The following is a 26,052-nucleotide window of genomic DNA, read 5'->3' on the forward strand; positions in this document are numbered from 1 at the left end:
AAGGAAATCACACCATGTACGCCTTCACCCTCGAACGCCCCACCAGCCTGGCCGATGCGGTCAAGCTCGCCGAAGCCGGCGCCAAGCCGCTGGCCGGCGGCCAGACCCTGCTGGCATCCATGAAGCTGCGGCTGTCCGCGCCCGAGCAATTGGCCGACCTCGGCGGCGTCAAGGAGCTCACCGGCATCAGCAAGTCGGGCGATGCCTTCGTGATCGGCGCCATGTCGCGCCACCTCGATGTCGCCAACAACGCCGAAATCAAGGCCGCCTTCCCGGCGCTCGCCGACCTGGCCGCGCGCATCGGTGACCGGCAGGTGCGCGCCATGGGCACGCTGGGCGGCTCGGTCGCCAACAACGACCCGGCCGCCTGCTATCCCAGCGCGGTGCTGGGCTCGGGCGCCACCGTCATCACCCACAAGCGCGAGATCGCGGCCGACGATTTCTTCCTGGGCCTGTTCACCACCGCGCTGGAAGATGGCGAGCTGATCAAGGCGATCCGCTTCCCGATCCCGCAGCGGGCCGCCTACGTCAAGCTGCGCCAGAAGGCTTCCAACTTTCCGCTGGTCGGCGTCTTCCTCGCGCAGTACGCGAGCGGCGTTCGGGTGGCGGTGACGGGCGCCGGCAACGGCGTGTTCCGCCACAAGGGCCTCGAGGACGCGCTCAACAAGGCCTTCACGCCCGAGTCCGCGGCCGGCGTCAAGATCGACGCCACCGATCTCAACAGCGACCTGCATGCCTCGGCCGACTACCGGGCCAACCTGATCTCGGTATTGACGCAGCGCGCCGTCGCCCAAGCCTTGGGCTGACATTGGCCCCCACGCTCGGCACTTCGTGTCCTCGCTGCCCCCCGAGGGGGCTGCGGTCCGCCTTGGGGCGGCCCGGCGCCGGACCCGTCGCCGCTATCCTTTCGCCATGACTGAATCAACGCCTGCCACGACCTCGCCGTTCCCCTCCATCGATGCGGTCGTGCAGGCGCTGCAAGGCGTCGGCTACTACGCCGATCGACGGCTGGCGACCGCGGTGTTCCTGGCCCTCAAGCTGCAGCGCCCCCTGCTGCTCGAGGGTGAGCCGGGGGTGGGCAAGACCGAACTGGCCAAAGCGCTGTCGGCCGCGCTCGGGCGCGAACTGCTGCGCCTGCAATGCTACGACGGCCTCGAACAGCGCGAGGCGCTCTACGAATGGAACTATGCGGCGCAGCTGCTGCACATGCGCGCCGCCGAGGCCCATGGCGCCTCGAGCGATGTCGAGTCCGAGGTCTACCAGCCGCGCTACCTGATCCGTCGGCCGCTGCTGCAGGCGCTGCAGGCACCGCCCCCCGGCGCGGTGCTGCTGGTCGACGAGGTCGATCGCGCCGACGAGCCCTTCGAGGCCTTCCTGCTCGAGTACCTGGGCGAGTACCAGGTCAGCATCCCCGAGCTGGGCACGGTGCGGGCGCTGGTGCCGCCGGTCACGCTGCTCACCAGCAACCGCACGCGCGAACTCAACGACGCGGTCAAGCGCCGCTGCCTCTATCACTGGCTCGACTATCCGGAGCGCGAGCGCGAGCTCGCCATCGTGCGCGCCCAGGTGCCCGAAGCCGGTGCCGTGTTGTCGGAGCAGGTCGCGGCCTTCGTCGGCCGCCTGCGCACGGCGCCTTTCGCGAGTGCCTTCCAGCGCGCGCCGGGCATTGCCGAAAGCGTCGAATGGGCCAAGGCGCTGATCGCGCTCGACACCGTCGAACTCGACCCCGAGGTGGTGGTCGACACCGCCGGCATCCTGTTCAAGCAGCGCGACGATGTCGCCGCGCTGACGCGCGAGCTGGCCTCCGACCTGCTCAAGCCCGAGGAGGAGGCCGCGCCTTGACCGAGCGCGTGCAGCAGCTGGGCGATGCCCGCCGCGGCAAGCTGGCCGGCAATCTGGCGGGCTTCGGGCGTGCATTGCGGCGTGCCGGCGTGCGCACCGATGCCATGCGCATCGGGCTGGCGGCCGAGGCCGCGATGCTGGTCGGCGTCGACAGCCGCATCGACCTGGCGGCCGCGATGGAGGCCGTGATGATCAGCCGCGAAGAAGACCGGATGGTGTTCCGCGAGCTCTTCGACGCCTGGTTCCGCGACCCCGAGCTGGCCAACAAGTTGCTGGCCCAGATGTTGCCGAGCGCCGAAGGCAAGGCCGAGCCCTCGAAGCGCCGGCCGCGGGTGCGCGAAGCCCTGGCGGCCCCGCGCGATGCGGTCAAGCCGGCGCAGACCGAGCGCGAGGTCGACTTCGATGCCGCGATGACCGCCAGCGATCGCCTGCGGGTGCACCATGCCGACTTCAACGCCCTCGGCGCCGCCGAGTACCGGCTGGTCGAGCGGCTGGCGCGCGACATCGCGCTGCCGGTTCCGACCCTGCCTTCGCGGCGGCTGCGGGTCGCCGGCGACGGCGGCGTGCATTCGCGCATGCATTGGCCCGGCGTGCTGCACGAGGCCGCACGCACCGGCGGCGAAATGCTGCGGCTGCCGAAGCTCTCGCGCCGCCGCCAGCCGCTGCCGCTGCTGGTGCTGGTCGACGTCTCGGGTTCGATGGAGCGCTATGCGCGCCTGCTGCTGGCCTTCCTGCATGCGTCGACGCGGCGCGCCGGCCGGCGCGACGTGTTCGCCTTCGGCACCCACCTGACCGACCTGACGCCGGCCTTCCGAATCGCCGATACCGATGCGATGCTGGCCGCGGCCGGTGCCGCGATCGACGATTTCGCCGGCGGCACTCGCTTCGGCGAGTCGCTGGCCCAGCTGCGCCACGCCCACGCGCGCCGCCTGACCGGTCGCCGCACGCTGGTGCTGGTGATCAGCGACGGCCTCGACACCGGCGAGCCCGAGGCGCTGGAGCGCGAGCTGCTCTGGCTCAAGCGCCATTCGCGCCGGCTGCTGTGGCTCAATCCGCTGCTGCGCTACGAGGGCTATGCACCGCTGGCGCGCGGCGCGGCGGTGCTGCACCGCCATGCAGACGCGATGCTGGCGGTTCACAATCTCAGTGCCCTCGAACAACTGGCCGCCAGCCTGGCGGCGCTGATGCGCGCCGGCCGCTAGAAAAATGAACCCCACGCTCCGTCACTTCGTGTACGCGCGGAGGCCTAAGGTTCGACACCTACCAACGACCACAAGGAACCCACCATGGAAATGCTCGGCAACCGCCGCCTCGGCGTCACGCAGCAACAGGCCTGGGACGCGCTCAACGATCCCGAGACGCTCAAGAAGTGCATCCCCGGCTGCGACCGGTTCGAGCTCACCGGCGACAACCAGTACACGGTCGGGCTGGCGCTCAAGATCGGCCCGGTGTCGGCCAAGTTCGCCGGCAAGGTGACGCTGGCCGACATCGAGGCGCCCGACAGCTACAAGCTGTCCTTCGAGGGCCAGGGCGGCGTGGCCGGATTCGCCAAGGGCTCGTCGAGCGTGTCGCTGAAGCCGGTCGCCGATGGCGGCGAGGGCTGCGAGCTCGACTACACGGTGCAGGCCCAGGTCGGCGGCAAGATCGCGCAGATGGGCCAGCGCCTGATCGACGGCGCTGCCAAGTCGACCGCCGACGATTTCTTCAAGCGCTTCGACGCCGAGATGCAGAGCCGCTACGGCCCGCCGCCCGAAGTGGCGGACGAAGCCGCGCCCCCGGCCGAAAAGACCGGCGCGGTGGCGGGCTTCATGAAGAAGCTGGGCATCGGCAAGAAGGCCAGTGTTGACACCGACAAGGACGCCGGCTGAAGCGTCGGCGGGCAAAGGAACAGGGGGAACGACATGGAAAACCTCGACGTCATGGTGCTGCGCACCCTGCGCGACTGGCGGCTGGCCGGTCGCCGCGCACTGCTCTCCACCGTGGTGCGAACCTGGGGCTCGTCGCCGCGCCCGATCGGCTCGATCATGGCGCTGGCCGAGGATGGCGCGGTGGTCGGGTCGGTGTCGGGCGGCTGCATCGAGGACGACCTGATCGCGCGCTACAGCCGCGCCCATGGCGACGGCGTGATGCCGACGGGCGCGCCGGCGCTGCTCAAGTACGGCATCACCGCCGACGAGGCGCATCGCTTCGGGCTGCCCTGCGGCGGCACGCTCGAACTCCTGCTCGAGTACGACCCCGACGCCGGCTCGCTGCAGACGCTGGTGGCGGCGCTCGAAGAGGGGCGCCTGATGCAGCGCACGGTCAGGCTGGCCGATGGCGCGGTTACGCTGGCCGAGGCCGGCTCGCCGGCCGAGCTGTCGGTCGACGACACCGAGCTGGTCAACACCTTCGGACCCGAGTACCGCATGCTGCTGATCGGCGCCGGCCAGCTGGCCGAGTACCTGGCGACGATGGCCAAGTTCAGCGGCTTCGCGGTCACGCTGTGCGATCCGCGGACCGAATACCACACGGCCTGGACCTTGCCCGGGGTGGCGATCACCACCGAGATGCCCGACGACGCCGTGATCGCCTTCAAGCCCGATCGGCGGACCTGCGTGGTGGCGCTCACGCACGACCCCAAGCTCGACGACCTGGCGCTGCTCGAGGCGCTGCAGAGCGAGGCCTTCTACGTCGGCGCCATCGGCTCGCGGCGCAATGCCGAGGCGCGGCGCGAACGCATGATCGAGCATTTCGAGCAGACCGCGCAATCGCTGGCGCGCCTGCGCGGCCCGATCGGCATCTACATCGGCAGCAAGACGCCGCCCGAGATCGCGGTCAGCGTGATGGCCGAAATCCTGGCGGTGAAGAACGCGGTGACGCTGCCGCGCGAGGCCGCGGTGGCGGTGGCGAAGTCGGCCGCAGGCTGAGATGAAACTCACCCCCGAAGCGCCTTGCGGCGCCTCCCCCTCAAGGGGGCAACACCAGCGGCCCGGCAAAGCCGGTTCCGCGGTGTTCCTGGCATTTGGCTGCGCCGGTTTCATGCGTCGCGGGTCACGCGATCACGTGGTGGAGCACTGAGATGAAACTCACCCCCGAAGCGCCTGCGGCGCCGCCTCCTCGAGGGGGCGATACCAGCGGCCCGGCAAAGCCGGTTCCGCGGTATCCCTGGCGTTGGGCCGCGCTGCCGGATGCAACCGACCCACGGAGTCAGGGCTTTCGCGGGCCCAGCAGTTCGGCCAGGAAGGTGGTGTTGCGGCCCATCGCGCGCTGCATCTTGCGCGACTCGCGGGCTTCGGTGCTGGCCATCGAGAAGGCGAAGAAAGCGGCGATGACAACGAAGCAAAGCCCCGCCGCGATCAGCAATCCGGTCAGCGAAGCGACCCAGTAAGCCGCCGCGAGGACGGCGATGTTGACGAACAGGATGAGTGCGCGCATGGCGCTCAGGCTATCAGAGAAGGCCGAGGCGCCGGCGTGAAATAGTGCACGGAATCGAGTTCCGTCACCGGCTATTCGGCCGCGCTGGCGTGCCCGCCCGCGCTGCCTTCGAAGATCGACAGCAGCAGGGGCGTCAGGGCGTGCATTCGCGGCGTCGAGGCTTGTGGCGGCGGCAGCAGTCCGGGGCTGAAGCCGGCGGCCTCGAAACGCTCGAGCAATGTGCGGTCGGCGCTGATGACGTGGATCGGCACGTCCCAGGAGGCATCGCGCCCGCTGACGCTGGCCATCGGCTGGTGGTCGCCGATCACGACGGTCACGAGCCGCGGCGGCGCCGGGCCCGCGAGGTAGTCGCCGAGCCAGCGAAAGGTGTAGTCGAGCGATTCGACATACGACGGCACCGGCGCCAGCCACGAGACCGGCTGAGCCAGCGCCTCGTTCAACGCGGCCGGCGCATAGGCATCGGCACGCAGCAGCCGCGGCCAGTCGGCGACGTAGGGCGCCAGCGGCCGGAACGGCGCGTGACTGGCCAGCGTCGGGAAGACCACCAGCCGCGGCTGGCGGCCCGCGGGCGGCCCGGCCAGTTCCTGCGCATGCAGCAGCGCCATCGACGCCTGGTCCGGCACCAGCCAATGGCCGAAGGGCGGTCCGCGGTAGCCGATGCCATGGGCATCGGCGTAGCGGTCGAAGCCGTAGAAGCGGCCTTCGGGCCAGGGCCCCTGCAGCCCCGGCATCCAGTTCACCGTGCGATAGCCGTGGGCCTTGAATTGCTTCACCAGCGTCGGTCGGTCGGTGGCCAGCAGCAGCTCGTAGTCGCCCGGTCGCTGCGTGTCGACGCCGCTCAGCAGCGCCGCGTGGGCCAGCCAGGAGCCGCCGCCGAAGGTCGGCGAGCGCACGCGCGCCGAGACCACCTGGCGTCCGCCGGCCTTCAGCGCCAGGGCCAGCCGTTCGCGGGCGGCGGCCAGGCTGGCCGCCTGTCCCGGATCGTCGAGCGTGGTCACGCCATAGGATTCGACGAAGAGCAGCAGCACGTCGGCACCGCCGAGGCCCGTGAGCGGCGCGTCGAAGGATGGGCTCGCCGTCAGCCTCGAGGCTGCGTGCCCCGGCGTCCACAGGCCCGCGAGCAACTCGGCCTGGGCGGCGATGATCGGCGCCACCGGCATCGAGAAGAACCAGCGCGTGTTGCGGCCGCCGACGCCCTGCAGCGCGAACGCCGCCAGCAGCGCGGCGCCAGCCAGGCCAATCGCCGGCAGCGGCCGCCGCCAGGCCAGCGCGCGCGCCAGCCTCGACCAGCAGCGGTGCGCCAGTGCGTAGAGCGCGCCCACGGCAGCCAGCACGGCGACCCCTCCCAGCGCGATCTGCCAGCCGGCTGCATTGCCCATCCGCAGCACCTCGAACAGGTGCCGCCCGTCCCAGTACAGGTTGATCTGGCGGCCGAACACCGCCGAAGCCGTGACCTCGGCATAGCGGGTGGCGACCCACAACACCGTGAGCAGCGACAGGCTGCGCAGCAGCAGCGGCGCGCCCGCGCCGCCCCGCACGCGGATCCAGATCGCCAGCGCCAGCGTCGCCATGCAGAGCTCGAAGGACAGGCGCGGGCCCGGCAGCGCCCACCAGGTCGGCCAGAGGTTCTCCAGTGTCAGCAGCGCATTGAGCAGCGCGAAGGGCAGGCCGAAGCGCAGCAGCCAGCCACCCCATCCGGGCCAGCGCGCCGTGGGCCTCACTTGCGCTGCGCCTCGAACTCGATGATCAGCGGCACCTCGTCGCCGACCCATTCGTTGGCGACGCCATAGGTCATGCCGTGGTTGCTGCGCTTGAAGCTGCCGCGCGCCGAGACCCCCATGGTGTAGACCTTGTCGATCGGCGAGGGCCCGCTCTTGTTCCAGGTGGCGGTGAGCGTCAGCGGCTGCGGCCGGCCCAGCAGTTCGAGCTGGCCGGGGATCTCGAATGTGCGTTCGCCGGTGCGTCGGGCGCTGTCGGCGGTGAACACCATGCGCGGGAACTGCGCCGTGTTGAGGAAGTCCGCGCTCTTCAGGTGCTGGTCGCGCTTGGCGTAGTTGCTGAACACGCTCTGGGTGTCGACCTCGATGCGCAGCTTGCCGAGCGTACCGGTGGCCTCGTCGAAGTCGTAGCTGCCGCGGGCGGCGCGGAACATGCCGAGCACCTTCGCATAGCCCAGGTGATCGACCATGAAGGCGACGGTGATGTGGTTCGGGTCGAGCTCGAAGTGCGCCGGCTCGGCGCTCGCCGGCGCCGCCCATGCCCAAAGGCCGAGCAGGACGGTGGCGCTCGCAACGCGGACGCGCGAGGTCGTCATGGCGCAGGCTCCACGGCCGAAGGGCGTCCACCGTGTCCCAGGCGCTGGCGGGCCAGCCAGCCCAGGTCGGCCGCGAAGGACGCAGCCAGCGCAGCCAGGCTGGCGGCGGCGATGGCGTGGCTCCAGGGCACCGCGATGATCGGTCCGAGGCAGACGATCAGGCTGGTGATCTGCGCCACGCACACCGCCTTGCGCCGCAGGCTCGGGGGCAGCGGGCGCGCCAGCCAGGGCAGGGCCGCCGCTGCCGCCACGAAGGCATAGCGCATCAGTCCGGCGGCCAGGATCCAGCTGCCGGCCTTGTCGAAGTGGATCACCAGCAGCGACAGCACGAGCACCAGCAGGGCGTCCGTCTCCATGTCGAAGCGGGCGCCGAAGTCGCTCGCCAGGCCCCGCGTGCGCGCCAGCGGCCCATCGAGCGCGTCCATCAGCGCCGCCGTGGTGGCGACCACGATCGCGACCCAGGCCGCAGCCGCGGGATCGGCGAAAGGCTCGCCGATGCCGGCCGCGAGCAGCGCGACCCCCGCCAGGCGCGCGAGCGTCAGGCGATTCGCGCCGCCGAAGCGTGCGTGCGGCGCATGGGCCGGCAGGGCCCGCAGCACCATGCCGAAGGCCAGGCCGAACACGGCCAGCGCGCGAACGACGAACCAGGGGCCGAGTCCGGCGGCGACGGTGGCGCCGGCGGCCGCCAGGATCAGCAGCGGCAGGCAGGACAGCGCGTCGCGCCATGCATCGCGGCGCAGCGCTTTCGCCTGCGCGGCCAACACAGGCCCATCGTCGGTGGAAGTCTGCAAGGGCGTCGCCTTAAGATGGCTCTCCATCGGTTCGAAATCCTTGGGGCTCGCGAACTGCGGGCGCTGAAAGCATGCCAGCATATTCCTCTCGCGTCATGTCCGCCGAGCCCCGCGCCTGCTGGATCGAAGCGCCGGGCCGGGCCGTTATCCGGACCGAACCGGGCGCAGTGCCCGGCAGCGGCGAGGTCGAGGTTCGGGCGCTTCACAGCGCCGTCAGCCGGGGCACCGAGATGCTGGTGTTCCGCGGCGAGATTCCCGAGAGCGAATTCGAGCGGATGCGTGCGCCCTTCCAGCAGGGCGACTTCCCCGGGCCGGTCAAGTACGGCTATGCGAGCGTCGGCATCGTCGAGCAGGGTCCGGACGCATTGCGAGGCCGCGCCGTTTTCTGCCTGCATCCGCACCAGACCCGCTACCGGGTGCCGGCCGATGCGGTGCATCCGCTGCCCGACGGCCTGCCGCCGGCGCGCGCCGTGCTGGCCGCCCACATGGAGACCGCGGTGAATGCGCTCTGGGACGCGGCGCCGCGGCTGGGCGACCGCATCGCGGTGGTGGGCGGCGGCGTCGTCGGCCTGCTGGTCGCCTGGCTGGCGGCCCGTTTGCCGGGCTGCGAGGTCGAACTGGTCGACCTGCGGGCGTCCCGGCGCGCGGTGGCCGAGCGGCTCGGGGTGGCGTTCGCGCAACCCACCGGCGCACGAACCGACGCCGACCTGGTGCTGCATGCCAGTGGCCAGCCCGAGGGCCTGGTCACGGCGTTGCGGCTGGCCGCCTTCGAGGCCACGGTGATCGAGCTCAGCTGGTACGGACAGCGGCCGGTCCCGTTGCCGCTCGGCGAGGCCTTTCATTCGCGGCGGCTGGTGCTCAAGAGCTCGCAGGTGGGACAGGTGGCGGCGGCGCAGCGCAGCCGCTGGTCGCACCGGCGCCGCCTCGCGCTGGCCTTGTCGCTGCTGCGCGATCCGGTGCTCGATCTGCTGGTCACTGACAGCGCGCCTTTCGAGCAGCTGCCCGAGGTGCTGGCGCGTCTCGCCGCCGGCGCGCCGGACACGCTGTGCCAGCGCATCGACTATCCCTGAAACCGAAACCGACTGGACCCCAGCATGTACAGCGTCAACGTCCGCGACCATTTCATGATCGCCCACAGCTTCCGCGGTGAGGCTTTCGGGCCGGCCCAGCGCCTGCACGGCGCGACCTACGTGGTCGATCTCGAATGTCGCCGCGCCGAGCTCGATGCCGACGGCATGGTGGTCGACATCGCGCGGGCCACCGAAGTGCTGCGCAGTGTTCTGAGTGGACTCAACCTGCGCAACCTCGACGACGATCCGGCCTTCGAAGGGCGCAACACGACCACCGAATTCATGGCCCGCGTGATCTTCGACCGCATGGCCGCGCGCATCGCGGCCGGCGATCTCGGGCCCCATGCGAGCGGCCTGTCGGGCTTGCGCGTGCGGCTTCACGAATCGCACGTGGCCTGGGCCGCCTACGAGGCCGCGCTGCCGGCGGCCACCGATTGACCGCGCGCTGCAGCTTCCTGGTGCCGGGCGAGCTCGGCACCCGCACCGGCGGCTACACCTACGACCGGCGAATCATCGACGGCCTGCGCGCCGCCGGCTGGCAGGTCGACCTGCAGTCGCTGGGGCCCGGCTATCCCGATCCCGATGCGTCGGCCCTGGCCACGGCTCGCCGCGTGGTCGAGGCACTGCCCGATGACGCGCTGGTGGTGGTCGACGGCCTGGCTTTCGGCGTACTGGCCGATGTGGCGGCGGCCCACGCGCGGCGGCTGCGATGGGTCGCACTGGTCCATCACCCGCTGTCGCTGGAGACCGGGCTCGGGCCCGGGCGGCAGCGCGCGCTGTTCGACAGCGAGCGGCGCGCGCTGGCTTCGGCGCGTGGCGTGATCGTCACCAGCCGCGCCACCGGGCGGGCGCTGGCCGCCTTCGATGTCGATGCCGCGCGGATCGCCGTGGTCGAACCCGGCACCGATCCGGCTGCGCTGGCGCAGGGTTCGGGCTCGGCCGCGCTGGCGCTGCTGTGCGTCGCCACGGTGACGCCGCGCAAGGGCCACGCGCTGCTGATCGAGTCGCTGGCAGGCCTGCAGGATCGCCCGTGGACGCTGCTTTGCGCCGGCAGCCTCACGATGGATGCGGCCTGCGCCGCGGCGTTGGCGGCGGCGATCGACGCCCACGGCTTGCAGGGGCGCGTGCGGCTCCTGGGGGAGTGCGACGAGGCCGGGCTGCGCACGCTCTATGCGACTGCCGACGTCTTCGTGCTGCCCTCCTTCCACGAGGGCTACGGCATGGCGCTGGCCGAGGCGCTGGCGCACGGCCTGCCGGTCATCAGCACGCTGGCGGGCGCCATTCCGGACACGGTGCCCGCCGCGGCGGGCCTGCGGGTCCCGCCGGGCGACATCGGCGCGCTGCAGGCTGCCTTGCGCCAGGTGCTGGACGATGCCGGCCTGCGGGCAAGGCTTTCCGAAGGCGCGCGCGAAGCTCGGCGCAGCCTGCCAACCTGGGACGTCAGTGCGGCGCGCTTCGCTGCTGCGCTCGATGCCGCCGACCGGGCAGCGCTCGCATGACCGGCTTCAGCGCCGACTGGCTCGCGCTGCGCGAGCCCTTCGATCGATCGGCGCGCGGCGCGTCGTTCGGCGCGTTCGACCTGCCGGGGTTGGCGCGGCGCCTGCGTGGTGGCGCGTCGACCCTCGGGGTGCTCGATCTGGCCTGCGGCACCGGCGCCAACCTGCGCGCGCTGGCCCCTCGGCTGGGGGGGCCTCAGCGCTGGCTGCTGGTCGATCATGATCCGCTGCTGCTGGCGACGCTGCCCGGTGCGCTCACCGCCTGGGCTGCATCGCGGGGCTTCTCATCGCACGCGAACGGGGAGGGCTTGCGGCTCGAAGGGCCGGACTGGCACGCCGACGTGGAGCCGCTGCGGATCGATCTCGCGCAGGGACTGGCCGCGCTGCCTCTGGCCGAGGTCGGGCTGGTCACGGCGTCGGCGCTGCTGGACCTGGTGTCGGCCGCCTGGCTCGACGACTTGCTGGTGCGTGTCCAGGCGGCGAGGGTGGCGCTGTTGTTCGCGCTCACGGTCGATGGCCGTGTGGACTGGGCGCCCGAGGTGGCGGGCGACGAGCTGCTGACGCGGCTGTTCGAAGCGCACCAGCAGCGCGACAAGGGTTTCGGCGCGGCACTGGGCGGCGCGGCGGTGGAGCGGGCGGCCGAACGGCTGCGCGCGCTGGGCTACGAACTTCAGCATGCGGCCAGCGACTGGCAGATCGACGGCAGCGAGGGCGCGCAGGCGCAAGCCATGCTGGCAGCGATGGTGGCCGGCTGCGCTGCCGCGGCCTGCGAGCAGGCGCCGGAGCTGGCTGCCGCCATCTCCGATTGGGTGATCGAACGCACGCGCCTGCTCGCCGGCACCCGCCTTCGCATCGGCCATCGCGAGCTGCTTGCGACGCTGCGCTAGCTTTTGGACGCCGCCGCGCGCAGGTCCAGATCCCACAGCACATCGGCGCCCATGCGATACACCCGGCTCGGCGGCCGCAGGCAGTCGCGCATCGCGGCGCTGCGTGGCAGCTGCAGGCCGGGCCGGCCGGCGCCGATGATCACCGGTGCGATGCACAGGTGCAGCCGGTCGAGGCAGCCTTGTTCGATGAAACGCGACACCGTGACGCCGCCGCCTTCGACGAAGAGCACGCCCAGCCCGCGCTGCTGCAAGGCCAGCTGCAGGGCGCTCAGGTCGGCGCTGCCGTCGGGCCGCACGAGGCCGCGCACCCCGAGCACCTGGTCGGCGCCGACGCGCCGCGAGGCTTCGGCGGCGCGGCCGGCATCGCAGGCGAGCAGGGTCGGTGCCTGTCGGTCGCAGAAGACGCGCAGCGCCGCCGGCAGCCGCAGCGCCGGGTCGAGCAGCACGCGCACCGGATGCGGGCCGGCCACGCGCCGCGTGGTCAGCTGGGGGTTGTCGATGGCCGCGGTTCCGGCGCCCACGATGACCGCGTCGCACAAGGCGCGCAGGCGGTGCAGGTGCACCAGCATCTCGGGCCCGTTGACATAGTTGGAGTCGCCGCCATGGGTGGCGACGCAGCCGTCCAGGCTCTGTCCGAGCTGGCCGATCGCCCAGGGCGTGCCGGCGCGCGGGTGGTCGAACAGGGGCTTGAGCAATTCGAACAGCGCGACAGCCTCGTCGTCCCACAGGCCCTGGAGCGCGAAGCCCTGCGCTGCGCTCCAGGCGATCGGACCGCGGGCGTCCGCCGGCGGCGGCGCGTGGCGGCCGCGCCGACCTGCCGCGATCTCCAGGCACAGGGGCCACAGCGCATCGATGCCGGCAAGGGGGGAGGCGGAGGGCATCATGAGAGGGGTATCGCCTACCAGCGAGGCGTGTAGTAGGGGTCGTCCTGCGTGTCGCGCGGTGCCTGGGCGTTGCCGTGGAGCGCCAGCACGACCGCGGCGGCGACCCAGAGCGCGGCCACCGCCGCGACGATCAGTGCCTCCGCCGCAGGATGCCGTCCGCGCCACACCCAGCGCACCATCGGCCCGGACAGCAGGGCGCCGGCCAGCAGGAGCAGGACCTCGGACGCCACCGGCGTCAGCAGGGCCACGCCCTGCGCCAGCGTCAGCCAGGCGATGACGGACACCACCGCGCCGCAGGCGCCGAAGCCGATGCGGGCGCTGGGCCAGAGCCACAGCGCGCAGCCGGCGATGGCGGCCGCGAGCGACAGGCCCAGTTCGAACAGCAGCGCCGATCCACCGATGAAGGCCACGGCCGCCAGCCCGATGCCCGCCACCACCAGGCTCGCCGGCGTCCCGGCTTGCTCGGGCGGGGCGCCCAGCACCGCAGCGAGCGCCACGGCCCCGACCGCCCAGGTGGCGGCTTGCAGCGCCAGAGGCTGGTCGCTGAGCCCGGCCAGCACCAGCGCCCACAGGACGCAGCTTGCGAGCCAGGTGGTGCGTTTCAGCGCCCGCATGCCTTCGAGGCCGAGGCCGAGCAGCGCGGCGGCAGCGTAGATCCAGGGCAATTCCTCGGTCAGGCTGCCGGGCCACAGCTGCCAGCCGAGCGCCCATGCGGAGGCGACGATGATCGTCGATGCGGCGCCCGACGCGGCCCAGCGCCGGCCGTGGACCGCGCCCAGGCCGGCGCGCAGCAGGCCGGTGGCCGCGAACGACAGCAAGAGCGGCAGCGCAAGGCTTTCGAACAGCGGGTGATGGAAGTCCATGCCGGCAAGCTCATGCCGGTCGGGTCGAGGTCGTCGGCGAGACCTCTTGCGCCACGGCCGCATCGTGCTGTGCGGCGAGCGCGCGCCGGAAGCCCTTGCGCTGCTGCAGCCGCTCCCAATAGGCCGCCACCGCGGCCGGGAAGCGCGGCACCAGGTCGAGCTCGTTGGCCAGCATCAGCGCGTAGCCGACCGAGACGTCGGCCACGGTGAAGCGGTCGGCGGCGAGGTATTCGTGCTGCTCCAACACCGCGTCGATGCCGCGCAGGCGGGCGATGAACCACTTGGCATAGTCGTCCGCTGCCTGCGGCAGCTTGCGTTCGTCGGGTTCGAAGCGGCCGTAGCGCAGCACGATGGTCTGCGGGAAGGTCAGCGTCGCCTCGCCGTGATGCAGCCAGTTGAGCCAGGCGCCGAAATCGGGCTCCCCCGGCAGCACCGCGAGCCCGTGCCGGTTGTCGGGGTCGCAGCGCTGCGCCAGGTACTGGCACATCGCGGCCGACTCGGTCATGCGCGTGGCGCCGTCGAGCAGCAGCGGCACCGTGCCGAGCGGATTGAGTTCGAGGTAGCTGCGCTGGAGTGCGCGCGGCGGAAAGGGCAGCATCCGCAGCTGGTAGGGCGCACCCAGTTCCTCGAGCGTCCAGAGCGGACGGAAGGACCTGGCACTGACGCAGTGGTAGAGCTCGATCATGCCAATATCATCTCCCGCAATTCGCGCTTGAGTATCTTGCCCACCGGGCTGACCGGGAACTCCGTCATGATCTCGAGCCGCTCGGGCAGCTTGAAGGAGGCGATCTTCTGCTGCCGCAGGTAGGCGATGAGTTCGTCGAAGCCGAGCGTGGTGCCGGGGTGCAGGATGACGCAGGCGCAGGCCCTTTCGCCGTACACCGGGTCGGGCAGGCCGACCAGCGCCACGCCCTTGACCTGCGGCAGGCCGAAGATCAGGTTCTCGATCTCGTCGCAGCTGATCTTCTCGCCGCCGCGGTTGATCAGGTCCTTGCGCCGGCCTTCGGTGAAGACGTGGCGCCCGCGCTTGCGCACGATGTCGCCCATGCGGTAGAAGCCATCGGCCGTGAAGGCCTCGGCGTTCTTCTCGGGCGCGTGGTAGTAGCCGCGGATGGTGTAGGGACCGCGCGTGACCAGCTCGCCGGCCTGGCCGTCGGGCACTTTGCGGTCGTCGTCGTCCAGTACCTCGATCTCGTCGTATTCGCTGACCGGCGCGCCGGAGCTTTCGAACAGCAGATCCTCCGGGTCATCGAGCCGCGTCATGTTGATCAGGCCTTCGGCGGTGCCGTAGATCTCCTGCGGCGTGCAGCCGAAGCGGCTGGCTAGACGCATCCGCAGCTCGGGCGCGAGCCGCGCGCCGCCGTTCTGGATCACCTTGAGCGAAGAGAGGTCGAAGCGCTTGGGCACCTCGCTGTCGAGCCAGCCGGCGATCAGCGGCACCACGCCGGCGATCACCGAAACCCGCTCGCGCTCGACGGCGGCGAAGATGGCCTCGGTGTCGGTGCCCGTCGCGATCACCGCCGTGCCGCCGGCCGAGAAGGTGCCGAGCAGGCCCGGCGAGGCCAGGTTGTAGTTGTGGCCCAGCGGCAGGATCGCCATGAAGACCGTGTCGCGGTCGAAGCCGGCCGCGCGGGCACAAAGCCGGGCGTTGAGCACGTAGTCGTTGTGGGTGCGCGGGATCAGCTTCGACACCGAGGTGGTGCCGCCCGACAGCAGCATCGTCGAGACCTCGTCGGGCGACGGCCGCACCGCAGCCAGCCGGGCCACCGATTCGCGGTCGGTCACCGAATCGCCTGCGATCAGCGGGTCGAGCGCGCGCTGTCCCGGCGCCGGTTCGCCGGCAACGATCAGGTGGCGCAGCGAGGAGAACTCGGCCGCCATCTCGGCCGCCATCGGCCGGTAGTCGAAGCGGCCCATCACGTCGGGCAGCAGGTAGGCGCTGGCGCCCGAGGCGCGGATGAAGTGGCGCACCTCGGCATGCCGGTGCGCCCGCAGCGCCATCACCGGGATCGCACCCATCCAGTTGAGCGCGAGGTAGGCGATGACGAACTCCGGCACGTTCGGCAGCTGCACCACGACGCGCTCGCGCGGCTTCAGCCCGAGATCGAGCAGGGACACTGCGAGGCGGCGCGAATCGCGCACCAGTTCCTCGTAGCTGATGCGCCGGTCGCCGAAGACCAGCGCGGTCTTGTCCGGCACAGAGCGCATCGTGCGCTCGACCATTTCGGCCACCGTGAGGTCTTCCCACAGGCCGAGCCGGCGGTATTCGGCCGCCGCTTCGGCGGGCCAGGGGACGCAGCCTTCGAGCATGGTGGGTTCCTCCGGTTCAGAAGCTGAGTTCAGGGTGCAGCTTTTCGTAGGCGGCTGCGAGTTCGGGGTCGCGCTTGCGGACGTCGGCATGGTCGACCCGGCCGCTGCGCGTGACGTAGTCGTAGGCGAAGGAGATCGGGTCGAGCGGCAGCTTGGGGCCGAGGTTCTCGTACCACTCGCAGCTCTTGATGGCCGCCTGCTGCAGCGCGTCGGAGCCGGGCTGGCGGATTCGCACGAATTCCTCGAGCATCTTCGGCACGTCGGGTCCGCAGGCCTTGAAGGCGTCGAAGAGCGCGATCGAATCCTGCATCGCGAGCCGGGTGCCGGAGCCGACCGACGGATGGCCGGTGCGCAGCGCATCGCCGATCAGCACGATGTTGTTCCAGTGCCAGCGGCGGTTCTTGACGATCGTGTAGCGGAACCAGTTGGACTTGTTCGACAGCAGCTTGTGGCCCTGCAGGTCGTCGGCGAAGACCTTCTCGCACCAGGCCAGGCTGTGCGCCTCGTCCATGCGGTCGAGGCCGGCCTGGCGGAAGGTGTCCGGGTCGACCTCGACCAGGAAGGTGCTGTGGGTGCGGCTGTAGCGATAGGTGTGGGCGATCGCGAGGCCGTCGGGGTTCTGCCGGAAGATCAGCGACAGCGGGTCGAACAGCTGCGTCGTGCCATACCAGGCGAGCAGGTTCGGCCGCTCGTCGAGCGTGGGGCCGAAGTGCTCGGCGAAGCGCGTGCGGATCGCGCTGTTGGCGCCATCGGCCGCCACGATCAGGTCGGCATCGGCGAAGTCCGCGACGTCGTCGAGGCGGCGCTCGAATTCGATCGCGACGCCGACCTCGCGGCAGTGCGCATGCAGCGCCTTGAGCAGGTCGATGCGCGCCATGCGATGGAAGGTGTTGTGCGCCAGCTTGACCTGCACGCCGCGGTGCACCACCGCCATCTCTTCGAACACTTCCTGGTTCGCGGTCATCGAGCGGTAGAGCTCGGGCGCCAGCTCGCGCACGAAGGCCAGGGCCACGTCGGAGAACACCACGCCCCAGCCGTAGGTGGCGTTCTCGGCATCGCGCTCGCAGACGCGGATGTCGTGCGACGGGTCGTCGCGTTTCATGAGGTAGGCGTAGAACAGTCCCGCGGGGCCGCCGCCGATGATGCGAATCTTCATCGTCTTGTCTCTTTGGTTGGAATCCCTTGCCGCATCCTAAGGCTACAGTCACGGGCACGGCCGCATCATTGTGCGGATCGACGACAGGAACAGGGCATGAATTCGAACATCGTGATCATCGGCGGCGGCCATGCCGCCGCCCAGCTGTGCGCCGGCCTGGCCGAAGCGGGGCAGGGCGCGCGGGTCCACCTGGTCAGCGAGGAGACCGCCATCCCGTATCACCGGCCGCCGCTGTCCAAGACCTTCCTGAAGAGTCCGGACGAGCAGCTGCAGCCGCATCGGGCCGAGGCCTGGTATGCCGAAGCCGGCATCACGATGCACCTGGGCGACCCGGCGCTGGCGATCGATCGCGGCGCGCGCACGGTCACGCTGCGTTCGGGCGCGGTGCTCGGCTGGGATCGGCTGGTGCTCGCGACCGGCACCCGCGCCCGTCGGCTGTCGGCGCTGGCAGGGCTGTCCAACGTGGCCCTGCTGCGCGCCGCCGACGAAGCGGCGCAATTGCGCGCCTTGCTCGCGGCGGCCGGGCATGTGACGGTGCTCGGCGGCGGCTTCATCGGGCTCGAGGTGGCGGCCACGGCGCTGGCGCTCGGCAAGCAGGTGCGGGTGCTCGAGAGCGCGCCGCGGCTGCTGAGCCGCGCGGTGTCGCCGGAGCTGTCGGCGCACGTGCTGGCGACCCACCGTGCGGCCGGAATGGACGTGCGTGTCGGGGTGCAGAGCGGCGTGATGGAGGTCAAGGGGCCGCGCCTGGCGTCCATCGAGGTCGATGGCGAGCCGCAGGCCATCGACCTGCTGCTGCTCGGCATCGGCGCAGTGCCCGAGACCGCGCTGGCCGAGGCGGCCGGCCTCGAGTGCGCCGACGGCATCGTGGTCGACGCCTACATGCAGACCAGCGACGAGGCCGTGCTCGCGGTCGGCGATTGCACCCGCTTCCCCGACCGGCGCGCCGGCCAGGCGCTGCGTCTGGAATCGGTGCAGAACGCCAACGACCAGGCCCGCACCGCGGTCGCGACCTTGACCGGCGCGCCGAGGCCGCACGATGCGGTGCCGTGGTTCTGGTCGGACCAGGGCGGCATGCGGCTGCAGATGGCGGGCCTGGTGCCCGCACCCGGCACCGCCGGCCACGCCACGGTGAAGCGGCCCGGAGCCAACCCGGCTTCGTTCTCGCTGCTGCACTACGTGGACGGCCAGCTGCGCTGCGTCGAGTCGGTCAATGCGCCGGTGGACCACCTGATGAGCCGCAAGCTGCTGGAAGCGGGCCGCAGCCCCGACCCGGCGGTCGCGGCCGATCCGGCCGTGCCGCTCAAGGCGCACCTGGCTTAGGGCCTGTTCAGGCCTTCGCGACCCCGGAAGCAGTGTGAGCAGGCCCTCGATGCAAGGACTCGCCTGAGGCAGTCCCTCATCGCATCTGGACGAGCGCGGGCAGGGTCAGGAAACGTCGGCCGGACGCGGCGCCAGGTTCTTGCGAATCTCGGCGTCCATCATCCGCGTGCCGGCCGCCAGCGCGGCCTCGTAGGTGTCGGCGGCATATTCGGCGGCGCGCACCACCTTGTGGGGGACGCCTCCGGCGTCGCATTCGAGCAGCGTCCAGAGAAAAGACCCGGGCGCCGGCTCGTCGATGACGAGTTTGATCGGATTCTTCATGCCCTCATGGTGGACGTTCGCGAGGGTGATTTCTGTAGGCCGATACCTACGTTACGTCGGAATCAGCGGCCACATCGGACGCCGTCCCTGCGATCCGCTCGATCAATAGCGGTAGGGATTGTCGGGACGGCGGTCGTAGCGGTTGGGCACGCCGTCGCCGTCGCGATCCCGGTCGTAGCGGTCGGGCACGCCGTCGTGGTCGCGATCGCCCCAACCGTGGCGGTAGGCGCGGCGTTCATCGCCCTGCGCATGCCAGCCATAGGAGGGCTGCACCGGTCGCGGGACCACGACATAGCCGCGCGGCGGAGGCGGGGGCGCCGGGATCACCATCACGCGGTTGTCGTAGGGCTGGGCCTGGGCCGGGGCGGCCAGCAGACTCAGCGACAGCAGGGCGGTGGTGCCGATGGCTACAAGGAACTTGTTCATCGCAGTCTCTCTTTCGGGGTCTCGAAGGATCTTCATGCTGCGCGCCGCATGTGAAGCTCGCGTAAGGCCGGTGCGAAATCTTGTGTCGTTCGGATTCGCTTCTGTTGCTCAACGCGCTGGCGCTCGTTCGCGTCGACTTCGCGTGGGGCTTGTGTCGAGCCATGTAATGTTAGTTAAAATGTATTACATGAATACCGAAAGAGACAACTTCCACGACTGGGCCCGGGACAAGCCCGACTCGACATCGTTCTCGGGCCTGCACCGCTCGGAATTGCATGACCTGTCCAGCCACCCGCGCGTGCGATGGGGCGGCCTGCTGTTCCTGGCCGTGCTGGCGTTGCTGCTGATCGTCGGATTCAAGTACGTCGCCGGGCTCTAGGGTCGCCCCCCAGGGGCAGACGGCATGGCGCACCTTCCCTTAGGATCCATCCCGTCACCCTTGGCGGCATCTGCCGCCCCATTCGAAAGGACGCCCATGAGCAGCATCACGACCCGGGACGGCACGCAGATCTACTACAAGGACTGGGGCAAGGGGCGCCCGGTCGTCTTCTCCCATGGCTGGCCGCTGACGGCCGACGCCTGGGACGCGCAGATGGTGTTCCTCGGCGAGCGCGGCTATCGCGTGATCGCGCATGACCGGCGCGGCCACGGCCGCTCCAGCCAGCCGTGGGACGGCAACCACATGGACACCTACGCCGACGACCTGGCCGAGCTGATGAACGCGCTGGACATCCGGGACGCGGTGATGGTGGGCCACTCCACCGGCGGCGGCGAGGTGACGCGCTACATCGGACGGCACGGCACCGCGCGGGTCGGCAAGGCGGTGCTGCTGGGCGCGGTGCCGCCGCTGATGCTGAAGACCGAGGCCAATCCCGGCGGCCTGCCGATCGAGGTCTTCGACGGCATCCGCGCCGGTGTCACGGCCGACCGCTCGCAGTTCTTCAAGGATCTGACGACGCCGTTCTACGGCTACAACCGGCCGGGGGCCAAGCCCTCGCAAGGCGTGCGCGATTCGTTCTGGCTGCAGGGCATGCTGGGCGGCCACAAGGGCCTGCTGGACTGCATCGAGCAGTTCTCCGAGACCGACTTCACCGAGGACCTGAGGAAGTTCGACATCCCGACCTGGATCGCCCATGGCGACGACGACCAGATCGTGCCGATCGGGGCCTCGGGCCTGTTGTCGGCCAAGCTCGTGAAAGGCGCGACCCTGAAGATCTATCCGGGCGGTTCGCACGGCCTGGCGACGACGCAGGCCGATGAGTTCAACGCCGACCTGCTGGCGTTCATCAAGCGCTGAGGCGAAGGGTTTTCCCCCGGGTGCGGCACAAGTCGGCGCCAGGCGCGCCCGCTACTTGACCTGTTGCTTGACCAGCTTGCGTGCCAGCGTGCGGCGATGCATGCCGAGCCTTCGGGCCGTCTCGGAAATATTGAAGCCGGTTTCCGCCAGGGTTTCGTGGATGCGCTCCCATTCGAGTGTCTTGATCGAGGTCGAGCGATTGGTGAGCTCGATGTCGGTGTCGCCTTCGGCGCGGCCGAAGGCGGCTTCGATGTCGTCGGTGTTGGAGGGCTTGGCCAGGTAGTGGCAGGCGCCCAGCTTGATCGCCTCGACCGCCGTGGCGATGCTGGCGAAGCCGGTCAGCACCACGATCAGCATGGCCGGGTCGTGCCGGTTCAGGAGTTGCACGCAGGCCAGCCCCGAGGCCTCGCCGCTGAGCTTGAGGTCGACCACCGCGTAGCGCGGCGAATGGGTCTGCAGCAGGGCCGCGACCTCGTCGCGGTTGGCCGCCAGCAGCACCGCGTAGCCGCGCCGCTCGAACGAGCGGCCGAGCGTGCGGGCGAAGGCGGCGTCGTCCTCGACGATCAGCAGCAGGCGTTCAGCTTCCATGTCCTTCGTCTTCCTCCTCTTCGAGAATGATCGACGCCAGTGGCAGGGTGAGCGTCACCTCGGCCCCGCCTTCGGGGCGGTTGCGCGCGTGGACCTTGCCGCCCAGCGTGCGCGCCACGTTGACCACCAGGAACAGCCCCAGCCCGCCTTCGGGACGGCCCTTGGTCGACAGGTAGGGCTTGCCGAAGTCGGCCAGCATGCCGGGTGCGAATCCGGGGCCGGCATCGGTGACCGTGAGACGCAGGGTGTCGCCGTCGTGGGTCGCTTCGAGCCGCACCCAGTCGGGCGAGGCCTGGAGCGCATTGTCGAGCACGTTGCAGAGGGTCTGCTTCAGGGCCGAGTCGGAAACCATCGGCAGGTCGTGGCCGAAGCGATTCTCGTACTCGAAGGCCAGCACCGGCCGCGTGCTGCGCCACTCTTCGGCCAGGTCGTCGAGAAAGGTGCTGACCGTGGTCTCGAGCGAGGATTCGCCGCGCGCCTCCCCGGCCGACAGCAGGATGCCGCTCAGGATGGTCTTGCAGCGCTGCACCTGGGCCTGCATTTCGTCGATCTCGGCGAGCAATTCGGGGTCGGACGTGAAATGCGGCAGGTGGCGCCAGTCGCCGAGGATCACCGACAGCGTGGCCAGCGGCGTGCCCAGGTCGTGCGCCGCGCCCGAGGCCAGCAGGCCCATGCGCACGATGTGCTCTTCCTCGGCGGCCCGCTCGCGCAGTGCCGCCAGCCGGGCGTCTCGGGCCCGCAGGTTGCGGCTGATGCGGCTGATGAAGACCACCAGCAGCGCCGCGTTGAGGGCGAAGCAGATCAGCATGCCGAGGATGTAGGGGCTCAGCAGGCCGCGCCCGTGGTCGATCGGCAGTTCGAGCGGGCCGTTGAAGATCGCCAGCCCGGCGAAGCAGGCGCTGGTGATGCCGACGATGGTCCAGGTCGACCAGGCCTCCAGCAGCACCGCACCCAGGATCACCTGCAGCAGGTACAGGAAGACGAAGGGGTTGGCGGCACCGCCGCTCAGGTAGAGCTGCGCGGTCAGCATTGCGACGTCGACCAGCAGCGCGACGAAGAGCTCGCCGTTGCTGACGTCGCGATGGATGCGCCAGCGCAGCTGGCTGGCGGCATTGAAGGCGGCCAGGAAGGCCAGCACCGCCAGCATCCGGTCGAGCGGCAGGCGGATGCCGAAGCCGTAGTGCACCACTGCGATGGTGGCCACCTGGCCGACCACGGCGATCCAGCGCAGCTGGATCAGCTGCTGCATGTTCTCCAGGCCAGTGGCGTCGCCGCCTTCAGTCTCGCGCGCCATCGCGTGCCTCCTCACCGTCATTCTGCGGCCGGCGCTGCTCGCGGACGACGTACCCCGCCGCGCCGGCGATCATCAGCGCCAGCGCGTACCAGGTGAGGGCGTAGACCAGATGGTTGTTGGGGAAGGAGATCACCGTCAGGCCGCCGCGTGGCGACGCCGGTGCGGCGGCGTCCGCATCGACGAAGTAGGGGGCGACCTCGCCGAGGCCGCGCGCCCGGGCGATCGCCTGGACGTCGCGCGAGTACCAGCGCTGGGCGTCCGGATCATTCTTGCGCAGCAGCGCGCCATGCGGCTCCGTCAGGCGCAGCAGGCCGGTCACGGTGACCGGACCGGCGGGCTCCTGAACGCCGCGGGCGGCCGGGTCCTTCTGCGGTGGCGCGACGAAGCCGCGGTTGACCAGCAGCACCCGGCCGTCGGCCATGCGCAAGGGCGTCAGCACCCAATAGCCGCTGCCGAACTCGGTGCTCGCCTGGACCAGGGTCTCGCGGTCGTGGAGGAAGGTGCCGGTGGCACGAACGCGGCGGTACTCGTCGTCCGCCCGGTTGACGCCGGCCCAGCGGTCGGGGCCCGGCGCCTCGATGGCCGGGGCATGAACGCGCTGGTCGACCCGCGCGATCAGGTCCAGCTTCCAGGCCCGGCGCTCCAGCTGCCAGGTGCCGAGGGCGAAGAAGCCCGCGAAGGCCAGCAGCGCGCACGAGGCCAGCGCGAGCCGCGGAAGAAGTTTCCTCACCGAAGCGCCGCGCCTGCCCGCATCAGGGCATCTTGTGCGTCTCGTGCATCAGGCCCGGCATCATGTTGTGATTCAGGTGGTACATGACCCACAGCGAGCCGCTCAGCGTGATCACGACCAGCACCACGGTGAAGATCAGGGCCAGCATGGTCCAGCCGTTCTCCGACCGGGCGTTCATGTGCAGGAAGTAGATCATGTGGACCACGATCTGCACCGCCGCGAAGGCGAGGACCACCAGGGCCGTGGTGCTGCTCTTCTCGAACACGTTGCCCATCACGAGCCAGAAGGGAATCGCGGTCAGGATCACCGACAGGATGAAACCCGTCATGTAGCCCTTGAAGGTGGCGTGGGGCGCACCGTCGTGCGCGTGGTCGTCATGGCCGCCGTGATCGGCGTGTTCGTTGTGCGCGCTCATGGCAACACTCCCATCAGGTACACGAAGGTGAAGACGCCGATCCAGACCACGTCCAGGAAGTGCCAGAACATCGACAGGCACATCAGCCGGCGGCGGTTGTCGGCGACGAAGCCGCGCTGCCCCAGCTGCACCATGAGCACCACCAGCCAGACCAGGCCGAAGGTGACGTGCAGGCCGTGGGTGCCGACCAGCGCGAAGAAGGACGACAGGAAGGCGCTGCGCTGCGGCACCGCGCCTTCGTGGATCAGGTGCACGAATTCGTGGAGCTCGACCGCGATGAAGCTGGCGCCGAACAGGCCCGTGATGACCAGCCAGACCAGCGTCGCGCGCATGCGCTTGCGCTGCATCTCGATCATCGCGAAACCGTAGGTGATCGAGGACAGCAGCAGGAAGGCGGTGTTGAGCGCCACCAGCTTGAGGTCGAACAGGTCGGCGCCCGAGGGGCCGGCCGCGTAGCTGCGGCCCAGCACCGCGTACATCGCGAACAGGCAGGCGAACACCAGGCAGTCGCTCATCAGGTAGAGCCAGAACCCGAGCAGGGTGCCGTTCTCGGGGTGATGCTCGCCCTGCACGTGGAAGCGCGGGTCCGGATGCGCGCCCAGGGCGCCGGCGGGGGAAAGGACGGTGGTATCAGACATGGCCAGCGAGCAGGCGGGTACGAGCGCCTTCGGTGCGGACGACTTCCTCCGTGGGGACGTGGTAGTCGCGCTTGTAATTGAAGGTATGGACGATCACGGCGATCAGCATCGCGGCGAAGCAGATGCCGGCCGGCAGCCACATCTGCCAGATCAGCGTGAAGCCGCAGGCCGCGGCCAGGGCAGCGATGACGAAGCCGGCGCCGGTGTTCTTCGGCATGTGGATCGGGATGAAGCCTTCGCGCGGCCGCACGTAGCCGTGCTTCTTCATGTAGGTCCAGGCGTCGTTGTCCTGCACGCGCGGCGTGAAGGCGAAGTTGTAGGCCGGCGGCGGCGAGGAGGTCGACCATTCGAGCGTGCGGCCGTTCCATGGGTCGCCGGTCTTGTCGCGCAGCGAATCGCGGCGCACGTAGCTCACCACCAGCTGGATCAGGAACGAGCCGATGCCGAGCGCGATCAGCACGGCGCCGAAGGCCGCGATCTGGAACCAGATCTGGTAGGTCGGATCCTCGAAGTGGCTCACGCGGCGGGTCACGCCCATCAGGCCCAGCACGTAGAGCGGCATGAAGGCGAAATAGAAGCCGATGACCCAGAACCAGAACGAGCATTTGCCCCAGAACGGCTCGAGCCTGTAGCCGAAGGCCTTCGGGTACCAGTAGGTGATGCCGGCCATCAGGCCGAACAGCACACCGCCGATGATCACGTTGTGGAAGTGCGCGATCAGGAACAGGCTGTTGTGCAGCGCGAAGTCGGCCGGCGGCACCGCCAGCAGCACACCGGTCATGCCGCCGATCACGAAGGTGATCATGAAGGCGATCGTCCACATCATGGGCAGCTCGAAGCGGATGCGGCCCTTGTACATCGTGAACAGCCAGTTGAAGATCTTCGCCCCGGTCGGGATCGAGATGATCATCGTCGTGATGCCGAAGAAGGAGTTCACGCTGGCGCCCGAACCCATCGTGAAGAAGTGGTGCAGCCACACGAGGTACGAGAGGATCGTGATCACCAGCGTGGCGTAGACCATCGAGGCGTAGCCGAACAGGCGCTTGCCGCTGAAGGTCGCGACGACCTCGGAGAACACGCCGAACACCGGCAGCACCAGGATGTAGACCTCGGGGTGGCCCCAGATCCAGATCAGGTTCACGTACATCATGGCGTTGCCGCCGAAGTCGTTCGTGAAGAAGTTGGTGCCGACGTAGCGGTCGAGCGACAGCAGGGCCAGCACGGCGGTCAGCACCGGGAAGGCGGCGACGATCAGGATGTTGGTGCAGAGCGCGGTCCAGGTGAACACCGGCATCTTCATCAGCGTCATGCCCGGGGCGCGCATCTTGACGATGGTCGCGATCAGGTTGATGCCCGAGAGCAAGGTGCCGACCCCCGCGATCTGCAAGGACCAGATGTAGTAGTCGACCCCGACGTCGGGACTGAACTCCAGCCCCGACAGCGGCGGGTAGGCGAGCCATCCGGTGCGCGCGAACTCGCCGACGAACAGCGAGGCCATCACCAGCCCGGCGCCGAAGGTGGTCATCCAGAAGCTGAAGTTGTTCAGGAACGGGAAGGCGACGTCGCGGGCGCCGATCTGCAGCGGCACGACGAAGTTCATGAGGCCCGTGACCAGCGGCATCGCGACGAAGAAGATCATGATCACGCCGTGGGCCGTGAAGATCTGGTCATAGTGGTGCGGCGGCAGGAAGCCGGCGTTGTCGCCGAAGGCGAAGGCCTGCTGGGCCCGCATCATGATCGCGTCGGAGAAGCCGCGCAGCAGCATCACCAGCCCGAGGATGATGTACATGATGCCGATCTTCTTGTGGTCGATGCTGGTGATCCAGTCGCGCCACAGCGTGCCCCAGACGCGGAAATAGGTGATCGCGCCGACGATCGCGACGCCGCCGAGGACGACCGCGATGAAGGTCGCCAGCAGGATCGGTTCGTGAAAGGGGATGGCCTCCCAGGAGAGGCGGCCGAAGATGAGCTTCGTCAGATCAGGATGGTCGAGCAT

29 protein-coding genes are annotated in these 26,052 nt (G+C 69.9%); 12 read left to right on the forward strand and 17 right to left on the reverse strand.

The window, feature by feature from the left end; all coding sequences use genetic code 11:
- Positions 1-14 precede the first annotated feature (14 nt).
- The 5 genes from AC1DYD_RS07850 (at position 15) to AC1DYD_RS07870 (ending at position 4,748) form a co-directional block, all read left to right on the forward strand.
- On the forward strand, positions 15-806 hold the full coding sequence (locus AC1DYD_RS07850) for an FAD binding domain-containing protein (protein WP_478172186.1): 792 nt from the start codon (positions 15-17) through the stop codon (positions 804-806).
- A 106-nt stretch (positions 807-912) separates the two neighbouring features.
- Complete coding sequence (locus AC1DYD_RS07855) at positions 913-1,842, forward strand: AAA family ATPase (protein WP_478172187.1); 930 nt, start codon at positions 913-915, stop codon at positions 1,840-1,842.
- On the forward strand, positions 1,839-3,044 hold the full coding sequence (locus tag AC1DYD_RS07860; protein WP_478172188.1) for a vWA domain-containing protein: 1,206 nt from the start codon (positions 1,839-1,841) through the stop codon (positions 3,042-3,044). Before AC1DYD_RS07855 ends, AC1DYD_RS07860 begins: the two co-directional genes overlap by 4 nt.
- A gap of 84 nt (positions 3,045-3,128) precedes the next feature.
- Positions 3,129-3,710 (forward strand): CoxG family protein, encoded by a 582-nt coding sequence (locus tag AC1DYD_RS07865; RefSeq protein WP_478172189.1) that lies wholly within the window; start codon positions 3,129-3,131, stop codon positions 3,708-3,710.
- Between the two features lie 33 nt (positions 3,711-3,743).
- Entirely contained in the window at positions 3,744-4,748 is a 1,005-nt protein-coding gene (locus AC1DYD_RS07870; RefSeq protein WP_478172190.1) for an XdhC family protein, read from the forward strand.
- A 280-nt stretch (positions 4,749-5,028) separates the two neighbouring features.
- Here the strand turns inward: AC1DYD_RS07870 and AC1DYD_RS07875 are convergent, their stop codons facing one another.
- The 4 genes from AC1DYD_RS07875 to AC1DYD_RS07890 all read right to left on the reverse strand — a co-directional run bounded on the left by AC1DYD_RS07875 (position 5,029) and on the right by AC1DYD_RS07890 (position 8,388).
- The gene (locus tag AC1DYD_RS07875; RefSeq protein ID WP_478172191.1) at positions 5,029-5,256 is read right to left on the reverse strand and encodes a hypothetical protein; all 228 of its coding nucleotides are present in this window, start codon (positions 5,254-5,256) and stop codon (positions 5,029-5,031) included.
- Between the two features lie 71 nt (positions 5,257-5,327).
- Positions 5,328-6,977: an alkaline phosphatase family protein gene (locus AC1DYD_RS07880; protein WP_478172192.1), complete on the reverse strand. Its 1,650-nt coding sequence runs from the start codon at positions 6,975-6,977 to the stop codon at positions 5,328-5,330.
- Positions 6,974-7,570, reverse strand: a complete 597-nt coding sequence (locus tag AC1DYD_RS07885; RefSeq protein WP_478172193.1) for a YceI family protein — start codon at positions 7,568-7,570, stop codon at positions 6,974-6,976. Before AC1DYD_RS07885 ends, AC1DYD_RS07880 begins: the two co-directional genes overlap by 4 nt.
- Positions 7,567-8,388 (reverse strand): CDP-alcohol phosphatidyltransferase family protein, encoded by an 822-nt coding sequence (locus tag AC1DYD_RS07890; protein ID WP_478172194.1) that lies wholly within the window; start codon positions 8,386-8,388, stop codon positions 7,567-7,569. Before AC1DYD_RS07890 ends, AC1DYD_RS07885 begins: the two co-directional genes overlap by 4 nt.
- Before the next feature lie 68 nt (positions 8,389-8,456).
- Here AC1DYD_RS07890 and AC1DYD_RS07895 point away from each other — a divergent pair, with 68 nt between their 5' ends.
- From AC1DYD_RS07895 to AC1DYD_RS07910, 4 genes are read left to right on the forward strand one after another with little or no spacing between them, the layout of a single operon-like run.
- Entirely contained in the window at positions 8,457-9,431 is a 975-nt protein-coding gene (locus AC1DYD_RS07895) for a zinc-dependent alcohol dehydrogenase (protein ID WP_478172195.1), read from the forward strand.
- 24 nt (positions 9,432-9,455) lie between these two features.
- On the forward strand, positions 9,456-9,869 hold the full coding sequence (locus tag AC1DYD_RS07900; protein WP_478172196.1) for a 6-pyruvoyl trahydropterin synthase family protein: 414 nt from the start codon (positions 9,456-9,458) through the stop codon (positions 9,867-9,869).
- Complete coding sequence (locus AC1DYD_RS07905; protein WP_478172247.1) at positions 9,827-10,930, forward strand: glycosyltransferase family 4 protein; 1,104 nt, start codon at positions 9,827-9,829, stop codon at positions 10,928-10,930. The genes AC1DYD_RS07900 and AC1DYD_RS07905 overlap by 43 nt, the downstream gene beginning before the upstream one ends.
- Positions 10,927-11,814 (forward strand): class I SAM-dependent methyltransferase, encoded by an 888-nt coding sequence (locus tag AC1DYD_RS07910; RefSeq protein ID WP_478172197.1) that lies wholly within the window; start codon positions 10,927-10,929, stop codon positions 11,812-11,814. Before AC1DYD_RS07905 ends, AC1DYD_RS07910 begins: the two co-directional genes overlap by 4 nt.
- On the opposite strand, the gene AC1DYD_RS07915 is transcribed toward AC1DYD_RS07910, so the two are convergent.
- Genes AC1DYD_RS07915 through AC1DYD_RS07935 form a run of 5 tightly spaced genes read right to left on the reverse strand, consistent with a single transcriptional unit; the run spans position 11,811 to position 17,027 of the window.
- Entirely contained in the window at positions 11,811-12,698 is an 888-nt protein-coding gene (locus AC1DYD_RS07915; RefSeq protein ID WP_478172198.1) for a RibD family protein, read from the reverse strand. The two genes, AC1DYD_RS07910 and AC1DYD_RS07915, sit on opposite strands and share 4 nt — an antisense overlap.
- A 14-nt stretch (positions 12,699-12,712) precedes the next feature.
- Positions 12,713-13,561: a hypothetical protein gene (locus tag AC1DYD_RS07920; RefSeq protein ID WP_478172199.1), complete on the reverse strand. Its 849-nt coding sequence runs from the start codon at positions 13,559-13,561 to the stop codon at positions 12,713-12,715.
- A 10-nt stretch (positions 13,562-13,571) separates the two neighbouring features.
- Complete coding sequence (locus tag AC1DYD_RS07925) at positions 13,572-14,246, reverse strand: glutathione S-transferase family protein (RefSeq protein WP_478172200.1); 675 nt, start codon at positions 14,244-14,246, stop codon at positions 13,572-13,574.
- A complete protein-coding gene (locus AC1DYD_RS07930) occupies positions 14,243-15,871 on the reverse strand; it encodes a (2,3-dihydroxybenzoyl)adenylate synthase (protein WP_478172201.1) in 1,629 nt (542 codons plus the stop codon). Before AC1DYD_RS07930 ends, AC1DYD_RS07925 begins: the two co-directional genes overlap by 4 nt.
- Before the next feature lie 16 nt (positions 15,872-15,887).
- Positions 15,888-17,027: an FAD-dependent monooxygenase gene (locus AC1DYD_RS07935; RefSeq protein WP_478172202.1), complete on the reverse strand. Its 1,140-nt coding sequence runs from the start codon at positions 17,025-17,027 to the stop codon at positions 15,888-15,890.
- Between the two features lie 96 nt (positions 17,028-17,123).
- Here AC1DYD_RS07935 and AC1DYD_RS07940 point away from each other — a divergent pair, with 96 nt between their 5' ends.
- On the forward strand, positions 17,124-18,347 hold the full coding sequence (locus AC1DYD_RS07940) for an NAD(P)/FAD-dependent oxidoreductase (RefSeq protein WP_478172203.1): 1,224 nt from the start codon (positions 17,124-17,126) through the stop codon (positions 18,345-18,347).
- 105 nt (positions 18,348-18,452) lie between these two features.
- Here the strand turns inward: AC1DYD_RS07940 and AC1DYD_RS07945 are convergent, their stop codons facing one another.
- Both AC1DYD_RS07945 and AC1DYD_RS07950 read right to left on the reverse strand, forming a co-directional pair.
- On the reverse strand, positions 18,453-18,668 hold the full coding sequence (locus AC1DYD_RS07945) for a hypothetical protein (protein WP_478172204.1): 216 nt from the start codon (positions 18,666-18,668) through the stop codon (positions 18,453-18,455).
- A gap of 102 nt (positions 18,669-18,770) precedes the next feature.
- Positions 18,771-19,094: a hypothetical protein gene (locus tag AC1DYD_RS07950; RefSeq protein ID WP_478172205.1), complete on the reverse strand. Its 324-nt coding sequence runs from the start codon at positions 19,092-19,094 to the stop codon at positions 18,771-18,773.
- A gap of 187 nt (positions 19,095-19,281) precedes the next feature.
- Here AC1DYD_RS07950 and AC1DYD_RS07955 point away from each other — a divergent pair, with 187 nt between their 5' ends.
- Complete coding sequence (locus AC1DYD_RS07955; protein WP_478172206.1) at positions 19,282-19,473, forward strand: hypothetical protein; 192 nt, start codon at positions 19,282-19,284, stop codon at positions 19,471-19,473.
- Between the two features lie 96 nt (positions 19,474-19,569).
- Entirely contained in the window at positions 19,570-20,391 is an 822-nt protein-coding gene (locus AC1DYD_RS07960) for an alpha/beta fold hydrolase (protein ID WP_478172207.1), read from the forward strand.
- Positions 20,392-20,442: 51 nt separating this feature from the next.
- Here AC1DYD_RS07960 and AC1DYD_RS07965 read toward each other — a convergent pair whose 3' ends face one another.
- The 6 genes from AC1DYD_RS07965 to cyoB are packed head-to-tail and all read right to left on the reverse strand — an operon-like array spanning position 20,443 to position 26,052.
- Complete coding sequence (locus tag AC1DYD_RS07965; protein WP_478172208.1) at positions 20,443-20,979, reverse strand: response regulator transcription factor; 537 nt, start codon at positions 20,977-20,979, stop codon at positions 20,443-20,445.
- On the reverse strand, positions 20,969-22,273 hold the full coding sequence (locus tag AC1DYD_RS07970) for an ATP-binding protein (protein WP_478172209.1): 1,305 nt from the start codon (positions 22,271-22,273) through the stop codon (positions 20,969-20,971). Before AC1DYD_RS07970 ends, AC1DYD_RS07965 begins: the two co-directional genes overlap by 11 nt.
- The gene (locus tag AC1DYD_RS07975; RefSeq protein ID WP_478172210.1) at positions 22,257-23,003 is read right to left on the reverse strand and encodes an SURF1 family protein; all 747 of its coding nucleotides are present in this window, start codon (positions 23,001-23,003) and stop codon (positions 22,257-22,259) included. The genes AC1DYD_RS07970 and AC1DYD_RS07975 overlap by 17 nt, the downstream gene beginning before the upstream one ends.
- 22 nt (positions 23,004-23,025) lie before the next feature.
- Positions 23,026-23,418: a cytochrome o ubiquinol oxidase subunit IV gene (gene cyoD / locus AC1DYD_RS07980; RefSeq protein WP_478172211.1), complete on the reverse strand. Its 393-nt coding sequence runs from the start codon at positions 23,416-23,418 to the stop codon at positions 23,026-23,028.
- Complete coding sequence (gene cyoC, locus AC1DYD_RS07985) at positions 23,415-24,056, reverse strand: cytochrome o ubiquinol oxidase subunit III (RefSeq protein ID WP_478172212.1); 642 nt, start codon at positions 24,054-24,056, stop codon at positions 23,415-23,417. The genes cyoD and cyoC overlap by 4 nt, the downstream gene beginning before the upstream one ends.
- A complete protein-coding gene (cyoB, locus tag AC1DYD_RS07990) occupies positions 24,049-26,052 on the reverse strand; it encodes a cytochrome o ubiquinol oxidase subunit I (protein ID WP_478172213.1) in 2,004 nt (667 codons plus the stop codon). Before cyoB ends, cyoC begins: the two co-directional genes overlap by 8 nt.

This window comes from Variovorax sp. P4_B11, assembly GCF_056402355.1.